The following is a 15,943-nucleotide window of genomic DNA, read 5'->3' on the forward strand; positions in this document are numbered from 1 at the left end:
CTGCTTCGCCTGCTGCCTTGTGCAGCACGCAAAAATATACTGGCGGCTCTATGCCCGTTGCTTACCCTCGATGCTGGCTTCAGTGACAAGCCCCGCAGGCTACGCTGACGCGGCACTCTGCCCTATGCCCAACGGCGCTTGTTCGCATGGGATGCAGCATGAGGCTGCAAAGAAGGACAGTGAGCCTAGGGCAGCTTGGCTCACCGGCTTTGCAGCATTACCTAGGTTGCCAGGGGGGCTGCTTATATAACTCAAGCGCCCGTTGGCTAACGTATGCTGCTGCTGGTGTTTCTGGATGGTAGCAGTAGGCACTCGCTCTGAGCACTAGCTAGAGCGAGTCGTTGCTACAAGCCCTGTCGGAATATCGTTGATTAGAACAGTTAACTTTGCTACGCAGTGAGCTTAGCCATCATACTGCAGCTTCTCTGCAGTATCATTTGTCAAGGCAGCAAGGGTGCAGCGGCATATTCCATGCCTCTCGCGCGCCATGCGCCCGATGATAGTGCTGTAGTTGGTTCCAGCCTCTCGTGCAGCTACACCTATGCGCATTATCCATAGCGCCCTGAAGTAGCGCTTCCTAAGCCGTCTGTCGTAATAAGCGTACCTCCGGGCCTTGGTTACAGCTTGCATGGCTACCCGGTAGACACTGCCCCTACGGCCTCTGTAACCGCGCGCCAGTCGTACTATACGACTGTGTCTCGACCTTGCTGCGACGCCCCTTTTGACCCTTGGCATATTTAAGCTGCGTCAGGCAGACATGGCGCGCCTTATCCGCGCCATGTCGTTATAGTGAACGCTGTGAGCACCTCTCAGCCTCCGCTTCCTGCGCATGGTTTTGTCCGTCATAAGGTGTCTCCTTCCTGCTGAGCCCCTCTTGATGGAGCCGCTGGGCCTTAGCCTCAGTCTCTTAGAGATGCTGCTCCTCATCCTAGCCCTGGCATTCGCGCACTGTAGAGCTGCTGAGCGGTGTAATCATTATAGACATTTGCCTATCCTCCCTCCTCACGTTGCCGCGTGAGATGCCATGGGGCGAGAGGTCAGAGCCTATGCGCGAGAGCAACTGGGCTCCTGCACCCTGGTGCCGCATCTCCCTGCCCCTGAAGTGCACCGTGGCCCTTACGCTATCCCCTGAACGGAGAATTTCAATACACTTGCACACCTTAATTCTATAGTCCTCTGCGCCAATGCAGATAGAAAACCTAAGATCTTTGACCTGTACGACCCTCTGTCTGGACCTAACTCTGTGAAGCCTCTTTGAGATCTGGTACTTGTGTTTACCTGCATCCATCATACGGCATACTGGCGGGGCACCATTTTGCGCCACTTCCACCAGATCTGTGCCGAGCTCCCTTGATGCTCGGAGCGCCCGCTCTGTGCTCATGACGCCCATTGCTTTGCCGTCAAGGCCTATTACCCTCACCATTGTCCCCGTGATGTCCCCATTGACACGGTTCGTTGTCCTGCCTGTGCTAATGTGCCCTCCTATGCCTTGGTGTAACCTACGTCTGCCATTGCGCTGACGTAGGCTATATTGGTTGAGCCGCAATCTGGTGCCGTAGCAGGCCAACGAAAATGCCAGCGCGAGCCAGAGCATGCGGCGCACATCCAGTAGCGGTTTTATTACTGCAGCAGCGCAGATTCAGTATAGTATGATCGGCGTACAGCATGTCAGGCGCATGCCTTCAAGCCCCGTGTGCATGCATTGGCCTGGAGGAGATGGTGTGCAGCCTGCATAGCGACCGGCAGGCTTGCCGTGAGCTCTGCACCCTAGGCAGTACAATGGGCCTGGCATGTATCGCAACAGCGTCCTCCGCATTTTCCATGCTACGCTAGCACCCTGAGCAACGCTAATAAAGGTACGAAGCTGGGTGCTGGGACGGTATGCGATGCCCGGATATAGAAGCTCGCAACTTTAGGGACGCACCTGCAGAGCACAACGCAGCGATGGCTTCCAGGACTGGCGGCGCTCGCATGCCAACGCAGGGATCGTGCCTGCCTCGAGTTCTCATGAATACCGGCAAGCCATCCCTGCTTGTTGATCTGCGGTAGTTGCACGAGCTGGGGGTTGGCTTCATAGCAACAGCGGCTACGACGTCCTGCCCAGTAGATAAGCCTCCTGCAATGCCGCCAAGCCTGTTCGACAAAAAGCCGCGCTGCGTGAGCATGTCGCCACGGTACCCGCACGAGTCCATGCCGGTAAATCCGATCCGGACTGCCTTCACTGCGTTCACTGACATCATGCCGTGAGCCAGGCACGAGCTAAGCTTGGCGTACAGGGGGTCGCCAAGACCTGCAGGCAGTCCCTCCACCCACACTTGCACCGCAGCTCCTACAGAGCTGCCATGCTGCAGCGCACGCAGCATGCACAGTTCAGCTGTTCCGGATGTCCTGGCGTCGCAGCAGGAGAAGGGGTTGGACCTTACGTAGCACCAGTGGGCATACCGCGCGCGCCGTGTGCCTACCCTCAGCATGCAGCCCCTGACTCTAGCGCCGTGTGAACATGCTAGGTAGGCCTTGGCTATGGCACCTGCAGCTACCACAGGCGCCGTTAGCCTTGCTGACGACCTGCCGCCGCCTCGGTAGTCCCGGTGGTGGTACTTCACATGATATGAATAGTCTGCGTGGCCAGGCCTGAACGCATGGCGTATGCCGCGGTAGTCGGAGCTGCGCTGGTCTGTACTGCGTACCACGAGAGCAATGGGCGCGCCTGTGGTAGCCCCTCTGAACACGCCGGACATTATGACAACTCTGTCAGCCTCCGCCCTCTGGGTGACGTACTGGGAGCTGCCAGGCCTCCGCCTATCGAGCTCAGCCTGTATTCCGACGTCGACCATGCGCACGCCGGGCGGGCAACCATCTACCACGCACCCCACAACAGGACCATGAGACTCGCCGAAAGTAGATACCGCAAAGGTGCACCCGAACCTGTTGCTCATGCGTTCCTTGGGGTATGTGCTACGCACCACATCCTTGATCGTAGGATGTTCGCAACCTTAGCGCGGTTGCATGCAGCGCTAAGGTGTGCGCTCCTGCTAGAAGTGCCCGAGGGTTCTGCAGTAGCCCACGGCACCGCGTGGTATCCTGCTGCTTCTGCCTGCGCGAGATCCCTACGGCTCAAGCGTGCATGCAGCGCTCCTATTTTGCCTCAGGTTGCAGTGCCATCGGGCTGCATGCCACGCTACGGCGTGTGCATGGGTGGGAACTGTTGCGCATGCAACTGCAGCACGCCTATCCTGCGAGCTCCGAGGCCGCCTCAGGCTGTGCGCGGAGCGCAGGGTCTGGTGGCATTATCGTTAATAGTAACCACTGATGCAGCGCAGGCAGAAGCCTTGCGCAAGGCTAAAGCACTGGGCTAGTAGCAAACGCGCAACAGCGTACAGCGAAGCCATACACAGTCCCATATAACATATGAACCGGGGTGTTTTCGGCGAAAACAAAAAATGCAGCTCACGCATTGCCGTAGCGTGCAAATACGAGGCTGGTATGGCGCTGCGTGGGTGGGAGGTCAGCTCTATAAGAGCATCGTCGGCAAGCCTGCTCTGTGCTACCTTACGGTTTGCCGCTGGGCGGCCTGTGCTGGACGGCGTTCTGGGCATAACGCCACGCCCCACCTGCGCCCGGTGCCCACGCAGCGCGAGGCCCATACCTCTGCTGCTCCACAAAGCAGAGACTATCCGCATGGAGGTCTGCTTAAGGCGCAAGGGGGATGCAGCCATGCCTGCGGCCTTTTACGACAAAAGTGGGTACATCAAGTGCCTTATCCTTGTTGGCAGGAGGATAGGGGTAAGACACACGGCCACGTCAGCGCTCTGCACGCTGCGCTGGCCAGGTATAGACTAGCGGCGCTACCCTGCACGACTGCATTAGACTACGCTATCGCATCCTTGCCTTGCAGCACTCGGGCCAGTAAAGCAGCAGCAGGGCACAGCACCGAAAGTCTGTGCTCTGTGCGTGCAGGGTAGCATGCTGCCGGAACCGTTGCAGCTACAGGCAGGGCGCGGAATAGCATGGCTGCAGTCTGTGGGCCATGCAACCCCCTGCCCCTGGATATGGAGAGCCAGGCAATGCTACTGAGCGGCGCCCTGCAGCAAGTGCAGCCAGGGCAGCAGCAGCAGTGGGACCTGCTGTGGGCGCGGCACGGAGCAGGTCGCAGCTCAGTGAGGCATGGGCTGTGCGCACAGCCTGACAGAAGGGCTATTATTCTGCCGACCTGCTCCGTGCGAAGTCTGTGGTGAACCGTGCCTCAACCGTGCTGGTTGAAGATCAGGCACGGATGCAGCGCATCGCTCGGGTAATCGTAGCGCAGCTCTATGCGGGCGCCGCCACTCTGGTCTGAGAGCGCCGCAAGAGCGGAGCTCAAGTCGTAGCTAGCATTAGCGAGTGCGTTTGCTCATGCTGGATCGCCGGTGATTGCCCCCGCAGCTCCCGCATAGAGCTAGCATGGTTGGTGCAAGGCATGGCAGCGGTCAATGTATTGAGCAAGGCTAGAGGTGTACATTCTGACTGCCTGTGCTGAGTCGTCGTTGCCAGGTATGGGGTAGTCGACGCCACATGGAGAGCAGTTGGTGTCAACTATGGCAACCACAGGCACGCCAACTTTCCTAGCCTCCCGTAATGCTATAGCATGCCGACGAAGGCCTACAATGAACAGAGCATCTGGCATTCTGTTCATGCTCGGTGAGTATGCCTTGAGCCTAGGCGCGAGAGTGGAGAAGTTGGTTAGAGTTCCGCCACGCCATCGGTCAGTTATAGCGGGCATTCCCAGTCGATCAGCAAAGCGTGCCACGTGTTGAGAGTGTCCTAAGTCAGTGCAAAGAAAGAGCACCACCTTTCCCTCCCAAACCAGCCCTCTTAGGAATGAAGCAGCCAACCGGAGCCTGAGCACAGCCTTTGCAGGGTCTATGATACATTGTGGGCCGCGAAGGCATAGAATGTACTTATCCATGCCGACTCGCAGCGTGCTGCTTGTATGGCCGATGTGAGCTCCGAACTCCAGAAACTTCCTTATGACGCCATGCCTCATGTTTAGTAGGGGTTGCAGTGGTTGTGCCCAGGTAGCATGCAAGCCATGCCTGGGCTTAGGGCCGTGCATCGTGTAGGGCGCAGAAGGCACGCGCCCAGTGCCTGTGCAACCGTATCCGCCACTCTGGACGGTTGCACCGCTGGCCTTGTTACTTTGTTTTTGTAACTAACCACACCGGGGCAGCGTAGCATGCAGCATGCTGAGCATGAACTGGCAGAGGTAGTGGAAAGCGTATGGGATAGGAGAGAGGAGCTATGCTCTGTCCATAGTAGCAGGGAGGCTCTAGAGGTCCTCCGCAGCGTGGTATCGCTCCTTGGTAAAGGCAGGCTGAGGGTGTGCTCTAGGGAGTCGGGGCGGTGGGTGGTTCACGGCTGGATCAAGCGGGCTATCCTCCTGTACTTTATGTCGGAGGCCTCGTGCAACATAAGGTGCGGTGATCTTACATACCGCGATAAAGTGCCTCCTAAGCTAGCCCTAGCGAACAGAGTGCTACCTGCGTTCAGGTGCGTCCCTCCGAGCCTTGTCAGGTCCGGCGCCTTCGTTGCAGGAAGCGCCGTTTTAATGCCTTCCTTTATTAACATTGGCGCTTACGTTGACCAAGGCACCATGGTGGACGCATGGTCCACAATTGGATCATGCGCTCAGATAGGCAGGAATGTGCACATATCGGGAGGCGTGGGCATTGGCGGCGTTCTGGAGCCAATAGGTTCCCGGCCTGTGATAGTCGAGGATGGCTGCTTCGTAGGCGCTAGGTCAGAGGTAGCAGAGGGAGTGCTGGTCGGCGAGGGCTCAGTCCTGGCCATGGGACTGCACCTAGGCTCTAGCACCAAGGTGTACGATAGAGAGGGGGATAGCGTAAGCTATGGCAACATACCACCGCGCTCTGTTGTGGTGCCTGGGGGTATCATAAGGAACGCGAGGTACGCACTGAGTTGCGCCGTGGTAGTCAAGAGGGTCGACGGCAGGACAGCGTCAAAGGTCTCCCTTAACGAGGCGCTCCGCAGCCTGGGCTAAGCTCCTCGTTACTCATGCGCAATATCTAGAGCGACTGCTGCGAACAGGCTACTGGCTGCCCGCTGATGCAGACCGCAGGGGCGACGTCCTAGCCAGCACTCCCAGCGTGCGCCGTGCCATGCGGCCCTTATTCCAACCTCGCTGCGCAGTGCTGCACAGTCTCGCGCACTGTGCCGCCGCCCCTGTTCAGGCTTAGGCCTACTTGCAGCACCTTGCGGCGCTGCGGACGGGACTCGAACCCCTGTTTACACCGTGAAATGGTGTCGTCCGACCGCTAGACGAAGTAGACTACGGCATGCAGACTGCCATGCTCGACGGTGTGATTCGAACCAACGACCGGGTCATGGGAACTACTATAGCCAAGTAGGCCTTAGTCAGCGAGGCCACGTCTCCAGTCTCCGTGCAGGCAGGCGTAGTGCATACGTACAACAGCACTACGCAGGTCCCGCTCTTTTAGGCAGAGCGTGATCCGGATCTCTGACGTAGCAATGGCATGGGCGCTGCGGAGCATGGGGAGGGCTATGCTGCAGGCAACCTGGGCGTAGCGTATGCCTAGCCCTACCGTGGACACATCGCACGACGCAGCGTCGCACTGGGACCTGCGTAGCCTTGTGCTGCAACGGAGATGGCACAGTGCGCCCTCAAGCCCCGGCGCGGAGGCTGCAGGCGAAGTCATCGCTGCTCGCACGCCTCGCGAGCCGTCGTGCTGGCACCAAAGCAGCTCAATCTTCTCACCACACAAGGCGCCCAGCGTGAGGATGACTTCGCCACCTCCCAATGCACGCACGTAAACGTATGCTCTGCATCTTCTGTATGATACACTGGTGGCCTGCGGCCTGTCCATGTGCATAAGCCTGCCGAGATTGAAGAAAATGCTCGTGCGTAACTTTTCGTTATTGCATGTGCCGGACGAGCTAGACAGCACGGACATGCCAACTGCGCTTCGTCCCTGCAATGTAAGCGATCTGTCATGCACTACCCTGGAGCCAAACCCAGCAAGCTCGCACATTTCCTCGTATGAAATCCTAAGGATGACACGCGCGCTTGGTACTAGCCTGGGGTCTCCTGTGCAAACCCCTGGCACGTCAGTGTAGATCAAACACGGCGACCGCAGCACGCTGGACAGGGCGGCTGCGGTCGTGTCAGACCCTCCCCTCCCCAGCGTAGACGAGTAACCGCGCTCGTCTACGCCCTGGAAACCAGCAACCATCGTGGCAGCGGACACTCTGAGCACGGTGTAAAGGCGCCTGGTGCCTACTGAGGATATTAGTGAGCGGGTATGAGCACCATTAGTTACGATGGGCACCTGCCACCCAGTTAGCGCTGCATTGCTCACGCAGCGCTCCCATAGCGCTGCGGACAGGAGACCAATGGTTACCTGCTCTCCAGTGCACACGACTGCGTCAGCAGCAATAGGCTCAGGCTCGCGCACCGTTCGCCTGAGCGCATTAACTAGCCTGTTAGTCTCGCCTGACATTGCAGACGCTACGACAACAGCCCTACGCCTAGACAGCTGGCGCCGTTGGGCTGCTGAGGCTATCCTTGCCAGTCTCAGCGCACCTGCCACGGACGTACCGCCGTACTTGCGCACCACAACGCCATGCATTGGCATGCCCTCACGCCATGCGCCTGCGCATAGTACCAACGGCTGTGTGCGTGCTAGGAGCTCTATCGCCCAGCAATGGGTGCCTGCGGCTCGGAGCGTGAGCGCCGAGCCTTCTGCATCTACGCCTCCCGCCATTGCGGTATGCCTCAGCATGTCTGCGTAGAGGTAGGCCTCTTGCAAGGCAGCGCGCTGGATCCTTATGCCTATGCGCCTGGCTCGCCTGGCGTTGCCCATTGCTTGGTACTGGGCGACGCAGTAGCAACCTAGGCCCATTGCAACCGTTAGCGCAGCAATCTGAAGTCTATCTCTGATGCCGCAGCACGACCTTTGCATGGGGCCAATGGCGTGCGCAGGCCGCTGCGAGTTGAGGTCGTTGGACATGCATCCCCGCAAGCCACGCTGCACGCTCATCGCGCCAGTCGGCTGCCTTGGCGTCATAATGGCGTAAGGTAGCCTACTGCCATGCGCTCTAGCGCACGTAGGGCTAGCCTCATGCAGCCAGGTCCGCAGCTGCCTGCGCCCTGTAGTGCGTTAGCAGGAGGCACAGGCGCACCGCGCGCGCTCCGGAGTTCCCTGAGCGCGCGTAGCACAGGTGGCGTACGAGCGCGAGCCCGACATCTTGCGCCCCCCCCAGCATGACGTGGCCGTGGTGAACCCAGAGCGTGCCGCCGATGTAGCAGCCAAGGCATCTGGCCTGGGCTGCGCTGTTCTCGTGGTGCGGTACTTGAGATATTGTCCGCCTCGTGCACGTCGTGCTCCCGCCAAATATGCCGCAAAACATGGCGACGGCACTCTGTGTGCCATCCGGGCCTGCCTGCGCCATAAGGAGCATGCCACATAGGCGGGGGGCATCGCCACTACGCCGCTGCCCATAGCGCGAAGTCAGCACCCTGTATGGAGGGTGCCTATGGTGCGTGATGACAAGCCTAGGGCCGTCGCCATAGCCTGGGCACCTGGCTGCATGAAGGCCACAGCGCCTGTAAAGCACTTTGTGTGCTTGCGCTTACTAGCAGCCTTGCAGTGGAGAGCATAGGCTCCATGAACCTAGAGGCCATTGGCTCGAAGTAAGCGCTTGCTACGTTAAGCCAGCCAATGCAGAGACTGTGTGCAAGCTATGCACGAAGCGCGCTGCCTTGCAAGAAGCGTGCATCTGGGCGGCGCATGGTGCGTAGGGCGTAAACATTGCGTCACATCCTGGCATGGACGTGGTGCATCCCAGCCGCCGGCAGCCCAGCGCTTGGCCATATCGAACAGTGCTAGAATGCGGGCGTGGGCATAGGTGGCACGGCCCACGTGCTGTCATGCCGCAGGTGTATAAGCTGGCTCCGCCGCGCGAACCCCCATGCAGCGGGGCGATGCGCTTTGCCGCAGTGTCGTGGATGCCTATTATGGCACCTTGGTGCCAGAATCGGCCCCAGCGTACCGGGCTGTGTAGCATAGTCTGTGCGCATGGCGTAGTGTGCTCGGTTCGCACGGCGGCTGTCGTTTGCAGGCACCATGCGCGTCTCATGGGCACCTTGCTGCGCAGCATGGTGCGGAGAGAGGGGTTCTTCTCACACCAGATAGATTTGATCTATACACGACCTCCAATAGTGCGACTTAGACCTCTCATCCATCTCTCTATACTGGAGGTAGTTGGGATCGAACCGACGGCACTCTGCGTGCAAGCAGACGCTCTGCCACTGAGCTATACCCCCTACGTTGGCCTGGTTGGGGTCTAACCAACTGCTGGTCGATTAAAGTCGACTGCTCTTACCGCTGAGCTACATGCCCGGCACTGTCCATACAATGATTCGAAGCACATCCGAGCTGGATAGAGAAGGCTGCACACCACTGGTCGGGTGCAGCTGCACTCAGACCCGCACGCTCTAAGGAAGGGCCATGGAACGCGGATCTACTGCACGCACTGTAGGCATCGGCCTGCTGTGCGCAGCTGTTGGCCCTGTGCTAGGCAAAAACGTAAGAACTCGCAGCCCTGCCCCGGTGCTCGAGCGCTGCGTCAGGTGCACTAGACAACGTACGCCAAAACTGTGCACATCCTCTTACTATGGCTACACGGGGCGCGCTGTTTGCAGGTGGGCAGGCAGGCTAGGCATACGCACTAGGGCCGCTACGCACGCGCACCGAGCTGCAGCTTGGGCGCATGGCATCCTGGGGCATGATGCCATGTGGAACGAAGGTGCCGATGCAGGATGCCTAGCCCGCATGCAGACCACCCCGGCGTGCCTGATGCAAGCCTTGCGCTCCTGTCTAGGGCTCACGTCAGGTGCGCCCTTGCGGTTGCAGCGCAGCATGCGGACATCGCAGCAGCACGGCGCACAGTCGCATGCTACAGAGAGCTATTCGCACAGCATTATGCAGCTTCGCTGTGCACTGCTCGCACGAGGGCATGGCCGTTAGGCATGCCAGCCTGCCAACGCAGTGCGTGCAGTTCCACCCAGAGTCCGAGTTCACGCAGTACAGGGGCGCTATTTTCGCCAACATGGTCAGCCAGGCTCTCGTTTCGACGTGAGCAGCAGCGTTAGCACAAGCCATGCGTGCATAGATGGTCCATGCACCCCATCGGTCACAGCGAAGCTAGCGGTTCTGGTGCACGGTTCCCCACAGTACTCGCTGCGCGCTATGGAGCAACCGCTGCACGCCTTCGCTCCATCTGATGGGCTGCTTCGAACTGCGCGTATGCTTAGAAATATTGGACCGTGCAGGGATGGAGCAACAATCCGCGCCCCGTCGATTGATTCTGTAGGCACTGGGGGCGGAAGGGCGAGGCGACTTAACGAGTCAACGCTAGCATCAGTGGCAATTGCTTCAATGGGAGCCCTGGCTGCTAAGCACGGGGGCTCTGGCATAACGCGTAGGCATGGTAGTGCTAACGCAATGGGGCTGCTGGGCTATGCAACAACTGGCTACACTTATGCCTTGCGGCTCATTGAGGCGGGGTGTGGATTCCTGCTATCCAGCGCCAGACTGCCGCACGCCTCCAGGACTGCGCGACTTAGGAGAAAAGCGCTCCGGCCTGGCCTTGTTAGCGCAGCTGCCCCGCTAACCTGTAGCTCCAGTGTTACAGCAACTTTGCTTGGCACGTATAGCCTTGGGCTCATGCGGAGCATGGCTGCAGTGTCTGCACGGTCTGGATGTGCTAGCACGCTGTGCGTGCATGGCGCAGGCGCGGTTGACGAGGTTTCGGTACATGGTGGTACGCTAATTGCGCACATGTACTCTGGAGCAGTGATCACACGCACAGATATGCCAGGCGCCTTGGCTTGGGCAGAGGCAAGCCGTGGCGAGCCTGTACCCTCCGACCACGTCGATGCACAGCTTGCAATCCTGTGCGGAGGGGAACATCCTGCTATGCTGCATGTTTGCAGCGCAGTGCGCGGTATTGCTGAGGCATGCCTGGGAAACTCGTCCTCTAGAAAAATGCATGCGGCCCGCGCTGCAATAACAACGATCAGCGAAGGGTGGGCGTACAGGGGTGCCGCAGAGTTCGCAAGGGCGCCTTGAGCAACACCTACGACACCTCACTACTGCACAGCTGCGGAGCACGCACTGGCATGGCCGCTGCAAGCAGATTGCGTATTGCAGCGGCGGATGTACGAGGTGTCGTAGGTGAAGCGGGTGGGCCAGCGCTTCGGTATAGTGTGTGTGTCGCGCTGGCTTAGGCTGAAGAGGGCAAGATGCGTGTATGTCCTTACGGAGGATAGGCTATTCGGCGGGCATGGCAGAGGCCAGGTCGATGGGCGCATGGTCGGAGCTACCTTCACTTAGGGATGTGGGCTAGGGCGACGTGGTGCTGCTAATGGCATCACATGCCAGGTATCAACAATATGCGCTCGGTGCTAGCCTGCCAACGCAGTGCTGGGGTTACTGTAGAGGTGCAGCCAAAGCCGACGTTGCCAAGATTGCACCGCGGGCTCCGAGCGTCGTTGGCAGAAACAGCAGAGATCGGCGACGTGCCTTTCTGACTTCCGTGCAGCCTCATGAGGCATGTAACTTCTACCAAAGGCTTGTGCCGTGGTGGTGGAGTCTGGTATAGGCGCAGAGCACCAGGCGGTTGCACGGCGGCCTGGTGCTCTTGGAGCCGCTTAGTTGGTGGTCGCTGTCGGGCAGTCCATTCGCACGCTTTCCAGGCAGAATCCATGCGCTGGGTGGACACTAGCGCTTGCATAGCACGCCACGCAGAGCGTGCTAACCTGGATGGATGGCATAGGCGTGCGAATGGGTAGCGCTGGAGGCGCCGGCATGAGCAACGCATGGCGAGTTGGCTCAGAGGCAGAGCGGCGGGGTCATAATCCGCAGGCCTGGGTTCTATTCCCAGACTCGCCACAGCGCCAGCTATGCGACAGCACACTTCGATGACACTACACTGCGGCATTGCACACAAGTCACACCTGCTAGGAAACACGGTCTCGCACGCTCAGAACAAGGCACGTAGGCGCTTCATGGTCAACTCGCACCGTCGGAGGATCTGGTGCGCTATAAGGCGTAGGTTGATCAGGGCCAGGCTATCCTGCGCTGGATTAAGGACGTACATCAAGGCAGGCATGGCGCTAGTCCATGTCTAGGCCAAGCAGCGCTGTCATCAGGCTAGTCTCGAGCGCCGGAACCGGCCACTTCTACTCCACTAGAAGGAGGAGGTCGCGGCAGGGTAGGCTTATGGTGTTGCGGTTCGATCCCAAGAGAAGAAAGCACACTTGGTATACAGAGAAGAAGGAAAGATAGGCACACGGCAAAGCTGCGAAACCAAATTACACGAGCTACACTATATGGCAACAGGCACAGTCAAGTGGTTCAACGACGCTAAGGGTTTCGGATTCATCACGCCAGACGAAGGCGGTGAGGACCTGTTCGCTCACTTCTCTGCAATTAACGTTCAGGGGTTCAAGACACTCAAGGAAGGACAGAAGGTGTCGTTCGACGTTATACAGGGACCAAAGGGCAAGCAGGCGTCAAACATCCAGACCAGGGAGTAGCAGGCTCGGGGATTCATCGCAATCCCCAACGCTGCATGCGCTGCGCCTGGCGATGGCGCACAGCTCTATACCTGGGGTGCATGGCAGCCATGTAAGCGGCGGCCTAATGCCGCTTCTTACCAGGCCGGCCTCGTGCAGCCCATGCTTTATTGGCATGGGGTTCGCGTGCGCGAACATTCTTCGCAGCAACGAGTCTGGCAGTAGCGCGTCATCGCTTGGCCCCCAGGCTGAGCCGTTTTCGTGCCAGCGCAAGCAAAGCGCTGGCGCTAGGTTGGAGGCAACAGACACAACGCCGTTAGCACCCAGGCGCACGGCCCCCTGGGACGTCATGTCATCGCCGCTATACACCTTAAACCCATGCCTTACGCCATGCATTCGCAGCAGCCTGTACATTGAGAGCATGCTAGGCTCTGTGTCCTTGACGCCAACAATGCCTGGCACGTGCGACAAACGGGCAGTGGTGTACGGATGCAGCTTGGTGCCAACTCTAGACGGAACGTTGTACAGGACCAGATCAATGTCGACAGCCTCGGCAATTGCTCTGAAGTGATGGTATAGGCCATCCTGCGTGGGCTTGTTGTAGTACGGCACGACTTGCAAGGCAGCATCCGCGCCAACATCCCTCGCATGCCGCGTAAGCTCAATGGCCTCGTTGGTTGAGTTGCTGCCAGACCCTGCAATGATGCATGCGCGTCCCCGTGCTATCTGCACGGCCTCCCCAACCAGCGCAATGTGCTCGCCATGGCATAGGGTGGAAACTTCACCTGTGGTGCCAGCTACGACAATGCCCCTCACGCCTAACTCTATCTGCCACGACACAAGCTCCCTGAACGTTTCTATATCGATGGTGCCATCTTCCATCATGGGCGTTACAATTGCAGTTATTACCCCGTGCACTAGCTGCATGGCTGAAGTCCTTGGGGTTACAATGCTACTACCGCCATCGTGCTGCGCTGGCCTTCAGCCCTGTGCGTCCCGGCCTAGCGCCGAAGCTCCCATTGCCTGCATGGCTACCCTACCGCAACCTGTGCATGGTTGGCACAGGCCAGCAGCACATTGCGCTGCGCGCATCCAGCATGTCATGCTGCGTCTTTCTGGCATGGTGCTACGCCCGTCAATGTAATGACGCTGCGCAGGTATGCTCACGTGCAGGGCTACGCCAAGGCAGCCGACTGGCTGCCCAGGGTCTACGTGCTATGCTCGGACTTAGTACAACCACGTGTTCACACCACCAGGCTGCCTTGACAGCCACCAATCTGCCTGCAGGTATGCACGACGCATGCACCATAGGGCGCGGATGCATGGCATGGTCTCACCGTAACGCCTCGCGCGGACGCAAAGGCCAAGCTGCAGCGCAAGGCGCACGACATCCATAGGCATCTTGCATGGCGCGCGATTACCACAACCAGGGCTGCACTGCTGGCAGCACTGCGGTGCACGGACGTGCCCATAACGGGCACGTCGCCCTGGTGCGCCTTGCATGCGCCATGGCTAGGCGCAATGCGCGGGCGGTGAGGTGCAGGTTCAACCTGTGCGCCCTCCCGAGTACTTCCTGTGGTGCAACGGTCATGCCAGGAGCCGGTTGGCTCGATGCGTGCGACTGGGAAGCAGAGTACGCTCGTTATGCTGCCAGGAGTGGATGGAGGGTGTACGTCGTAGAGAGGGCGACGGTGCGTAGCATAATGCGCGCACCCTAGCATGTTGCGCAACATGCTACCTCCGGCTTGAGTCAGGCTGCCACCCGCTGATCAGAAGTTCCCTACAGCTCAGCCAAACTGAGGCATAATACCATGGCGCACTAAGTGAGCTGTACACCAGGCAACTGTCGTCGTTGTATAGACCCAGCCGAAGGGTGCATAGACACCTTCCGTGCATCGTGGGCATACGGGCAGCATGTGAACAAGACTGACTCTGCTGTCTTGCAACGCACTACTACCGGGATTGTAGTGCAGGGCCAGAGCGATAAGTCACAGCACAGGAACAAGTCGGCTGCACGTCATGGCAACCCGCGCGGTTAGCTTAGCTGGTGCTACTTGCAGTGTCCTGCCAAGCCCAAGATATCCGAATTGGCGTAGGCTGCCTCAGCAGCTCCAGCCGTCCCATGGGTATCCCGTGCATAGCGCTGCAGTATGACAGCATGGTGCCTAGGCGCACCCTGCGATCTAACAGCTGCAGCAGTATGCTTTGTAGCATCCTCACCGCCTCCCCAGCACCCTATGCGCCGAACGACCTGCCGCATCCGCAGACGCCATAGCTTGCATTTGCGTGCACCTCGAGGCAGCCGGCGCTACGTCGAGTGACTATAACGGTAAGCTGTGACGTTGGAGCAGCAGCTTTGGTGCGTACCGCTGCGACCATGCCATGCGATATGCACAGAATGTCATGTCTGCGCACAGAGCCATCAGTAGCTAGTATGCACAGCATGCCGCTACACCCCCCCGGTGCAATGTGCGCGCAAACCAGCCGCCCAGCGCCAAGCGAGTCGCCTATTCGCTGTACAGCGCCGCGCGTTAGGCCTAACCTCCACATTGCTGGGCGTTCTTGCTCCTATAGTCCGCCACCGCTGCCCTTAGTGCCTCCGAGGCAAGTCTTGAGCAGTGGATTTTCACTGGCGGCAGTCCTAGCTCGTGCGCTATCGCGCTGTTCCTGACCGCGAGCGCCTCTTCAAGTGGCCTTCCCTCTATCCACCGCGCAACCAGTGAGCTCTCGCAGCTCGCTGAGCCGCAGTCGTACATCTGGAACCTCACCTCATCCACCATGCCGTGCCTAATGCTAACCTGCAGCCTCATTACGTCGCAGCAGGCCTCCTCGCCTGCTACGCAAGTAACGACATCACGGGCATGCTCAGGGAGTGACCCTATATTTCTACTGTAGTTGCAGTATCTAATCACCCTCTTGCTATACACTCCCATCACCATTCGTAGGTGACAGAGCCCTCAGCTCCCTGACTCTCTTCCTTACGGCCTCTATGGTGTACTCTAACCTCTGACGCGCTGGTGAACCTGCCGAATTAGAACCTGAGGGAGCTATGCCGAGCGCCCCACGTCCTGCCCATGGCGCTAAGGATGCGGGAGGGGGCTAAGGGAGCTAGAGGTGCATGCAGACCCAGTAGACACGGACACGTTGCGCATTATGAGCGACTCGCCCTCCACGCCGGCGAAGCTGGCAATCACGACGTGAGGGACCCTGCGCCTAGCGCTACCGTTAAGCCTGGTTGCTCCTAGTGTCAGCACACCGCCCACTAGCCTCGTAGACATTACCGTGCCATGTTGTGGTCCGCAGCGCCGCAAAAGGCCACCATCCTTAACGCCTCGCCCATGCCGACCA

Annotated in this window: 15 protein-coding genes, 3 tRNA genes and 1 pseudogene; 9 read left to right on the top strand and 10 right to left on the bottom strand. The window is 59.1% G+C overall.

What is annotated here, in order from left to right; translation table 11 throughout:
* Nucleotides 1–402: 402 nt before the first annotated feature.
* The 4 genes from rplT to aroC all read right to left on the bottom strand — a co-directional run bounded on the left by rplT (nt 403) and on the right by aroC (nt 2,936).
* Nucleotides 403–735, bottom strand: a complete 333-nt coding sequence (rplT, locus tag BC380_RS00535; protein WP_075047693.1) for a 50S ribosomal protein L20 — start codon at nt 733–735, stop codon at nt 403–405.
* 12 nt (nt 736–747) lie between these two features.
* Nucleotides 748–927, bottom strand: a complete 180-nt coding sequence (locus BC380_RS00540) for a large ribosomal subunit protein bL35 (protein WP_075047694.1) — start codon at nt 925–927, stop codon at nt 748–750.
* Nucleotide 928: 1 nt separating this feature from the next.
* Nucleotides 929–1,594, bottom strand: a complete 666-nt coding sequence (gene infC / locus BC380_RS00545; RefSeq protein WP_148702236.1) for a translation initiation factor IF-3 — start codon at nt 1,592–1,594, stop codon at nt 929–931.
* A 253-nt stretch (nt 1,595–1,847) separates the two neighbouring features.
* Nucleotides 1,848–2,936 carry a chorismate synthase gene (gene aroC, locus BC380_RS01220; protein ID WP_075047695.1) on the bottom strand — a complete coding sequence of 363 codons (1,089 nt, stop codon included), beginning with the start codon at nt 2,934–2,936 and terminating at the stop codon, nt 1,848–1,850.
* Between the two features lie 472 nt (nt 2,937–3,408).
* Here aroC and BC380_RS01225 point away from each other — a divergent pair, with 472 nt between their 5' ends.
* Nucleotides 3,409–3,840, top strand: coding sequence for an SsrA-binding protein (locus BC380_RS01225; RefSeq protein WP_075047697.1), 432 nt, complete (start codon nt 3,409–3,411; stop codon nt 3,838–3,840).
* 595 nt (nt 3,841–4,435) lie between these two features.
* On the opposite strand, the gene rpsB is transcribed toward BC380_RS01225, so the two are convergent.
* Entirely contained in the window at nt 4,436–5,092 is a 657-nt protein-coding gene (gene rpsB, locus BC380_RS01230; RefSeq protein WP_148702237.1) for a 30S ribosomal protein S2, read from the bottom strand.
* A gap of 120 nt (nt 5,093–5,212) precedes the next feature.
* On the opposite strand from rpsB, the gene BC380_RS00580 reads away from it, so the two are divergent.
* Nucleotides 5,213–6,037, top strand: coding sequence for a 2,3,4,5-tetrahydropyridine-2,6-dicarboxylate N-succinyltransferase (locus tag BC380_RS00580; RefSeq protein ID WP_075047701.1), 825 nt, complete (start codon nt 5,213–5,215; stop codon nt 6,035–6,037).
* A 370-nt stretch (nt 6,038–6,407) separates the two neighbouring features.
* On the opposite strand, the gene BC380_RS01235 is transcribed toward BC380_RS00580, so the two are convergent.
* From BC380_RS01235 to BC380_RS00605, 3 genes are all read right to left on the bottom strand, one after another.
* Nucleotides 6,408–8,081 carry an aspartate kinase gene (locus BC380_RS01235; RefSeq protein ID WP_075047702.1) on the bottom strand — a complete coding sequence of 558 codons (1,674 nt, stop codon included), beginning with the start codon at nt 8,079–8,081 and terminating at the stop codon, nt 6,408–6,410.
* A gap of 1,188 nt (nt 8,082–9,269) precedes the next feature.
* Nucleotides 9,270–9,340 (bottom strand) — tRNA-OTHER (locus BC380_RS00600).
* 5 nt (nt 9,341–9,345) lie between these two features.
* Nucleotides 9,346–9,416, bottom strand: a tRNA-OTHER gene (locus tag BC380_RS00605).
* Nucleotides 9,417–9,909: 493 nt separating this feature from the next.
* Between BC380_RS00605 and BC380_RS01240 the strand changes: the two genes are divergently transcribed.
* The 6 genes from BC380_RS01240 (at nt 9,910) to BC380_RS00640 (ending at nt 12,616) form a co-directional block, all read left to right on the top strand.
* Nucleotides 9,910–10,155 (top strand): glutamine amidotransferase-related protein, encoded by a 246-nt coding sequence (locus BC380_RS01240; RefSeq protein WP_075047706.1) that lies wholly within the window; start codon nt 9,910–9,912, stop codon nt 10,153–10,155.
* Nucleotides 10,156–10,322: 167 nt separating this feature from the next.
* Nucleotides 10,323–11,147 carry a hypothetical protein gene (locus BC380_RS01245; protein ID WP_187148780.1) on the top strand — a complete coding sequence of 275 codons (825 nt, stop codon included), beginning with the start codon at nt 10,323–10,325 and terminating at the stop codon, nt 11,145–11,147.
* 751 nt (nt 11,148–11,898) lie between these two features.
* Nucleotides 11,899–11,969: transfer RNA gene (locus BC380_RS00625), tRNA-Met, on the top strand.
* Between the two features lie 29 nt (nt 11,970–11,998).
* Complete coding sequence (locus BC380_RS00630) at nt 11,999–12,208, top strand: bL28 family ribosomal protein (protein ID WP_075047708.1); 210 nt, start codon at nt 11,999–12,001, stop codon at nt 12,206–12,208.
* Nucleotides 12,201–12,365 (top strand): 50S ribosomal protein L33, encoded by a 165-nt coding sequence (rpmG, locus tag BC380_RS00635; RefSeq protein WP_075047709.1) that lies wholly within the window; start codon nt 12,201–12,203, stop codon nt 12,363–12,365. Before BC380_RS00630 ends, rpmG begins: the two co-directional genes overlap by 8 nt.
* 44 nt (nt 12,366–12,409) lie before the next feature.
* Nucleotides 12,410–12,616: a cold-shock protein gene (locus BC380_RS00640; RefSeq protein WP_075047710.1), complete on the top strand. Its 207-nt coding sequence runs from the start codon at nt 12,410–12,412 to the stop codon at nt 12,614–12,616.
* Here the strand turns inward: BC380_RS00640 and dapA are convergent.
* Nucleotides 12,593–13,522, bottom strand: coding sequence for a 4-hydroxy-tetrahydrodipicolinate synthase (gene dapA, locus BC380_RS00645; protein WP_075047711.1), 930 nt, complete (start codon nt 13,520–13,522; stop codon nt 12,593–12,595). The two genes, BC380_RS00640 and dapA, sit on opposite strands and share 24 nt — an antisense overlap.
* 929 nt (nt 13,523–14,451) lie before the next feature.
* Between dapA and BC380_RS00660 the strand changes: the two are divergent.
* Nucleotides 14,452–14,610: pseudogene (locus BC380_RS00660) on the top strand (peptide chain release factor-like protein); the annotation flags it as partial.
* Between the two features lie 522 nt (nt 14,611–15,132).
* Here BC380_RS00660 and BC380_RS00670 read toward each other — a convergent pair.
* A complete protein-coding gene (locus tag BC380_RS00670; RefSeq protein ID WP_245634865.1) occupies nt 15,133–15,534 on the bottom strand; it encodes an iron-sulfur cluster assembly scaffold protein in 402 nt (133 codons plus the stop codon).
* Between the last annotated feature and the right edge of the window lie 409 nt (nt 15,535–15,943).

This window comes from Candidatus Tremblayella princeps (assembly GCF_900080145.1).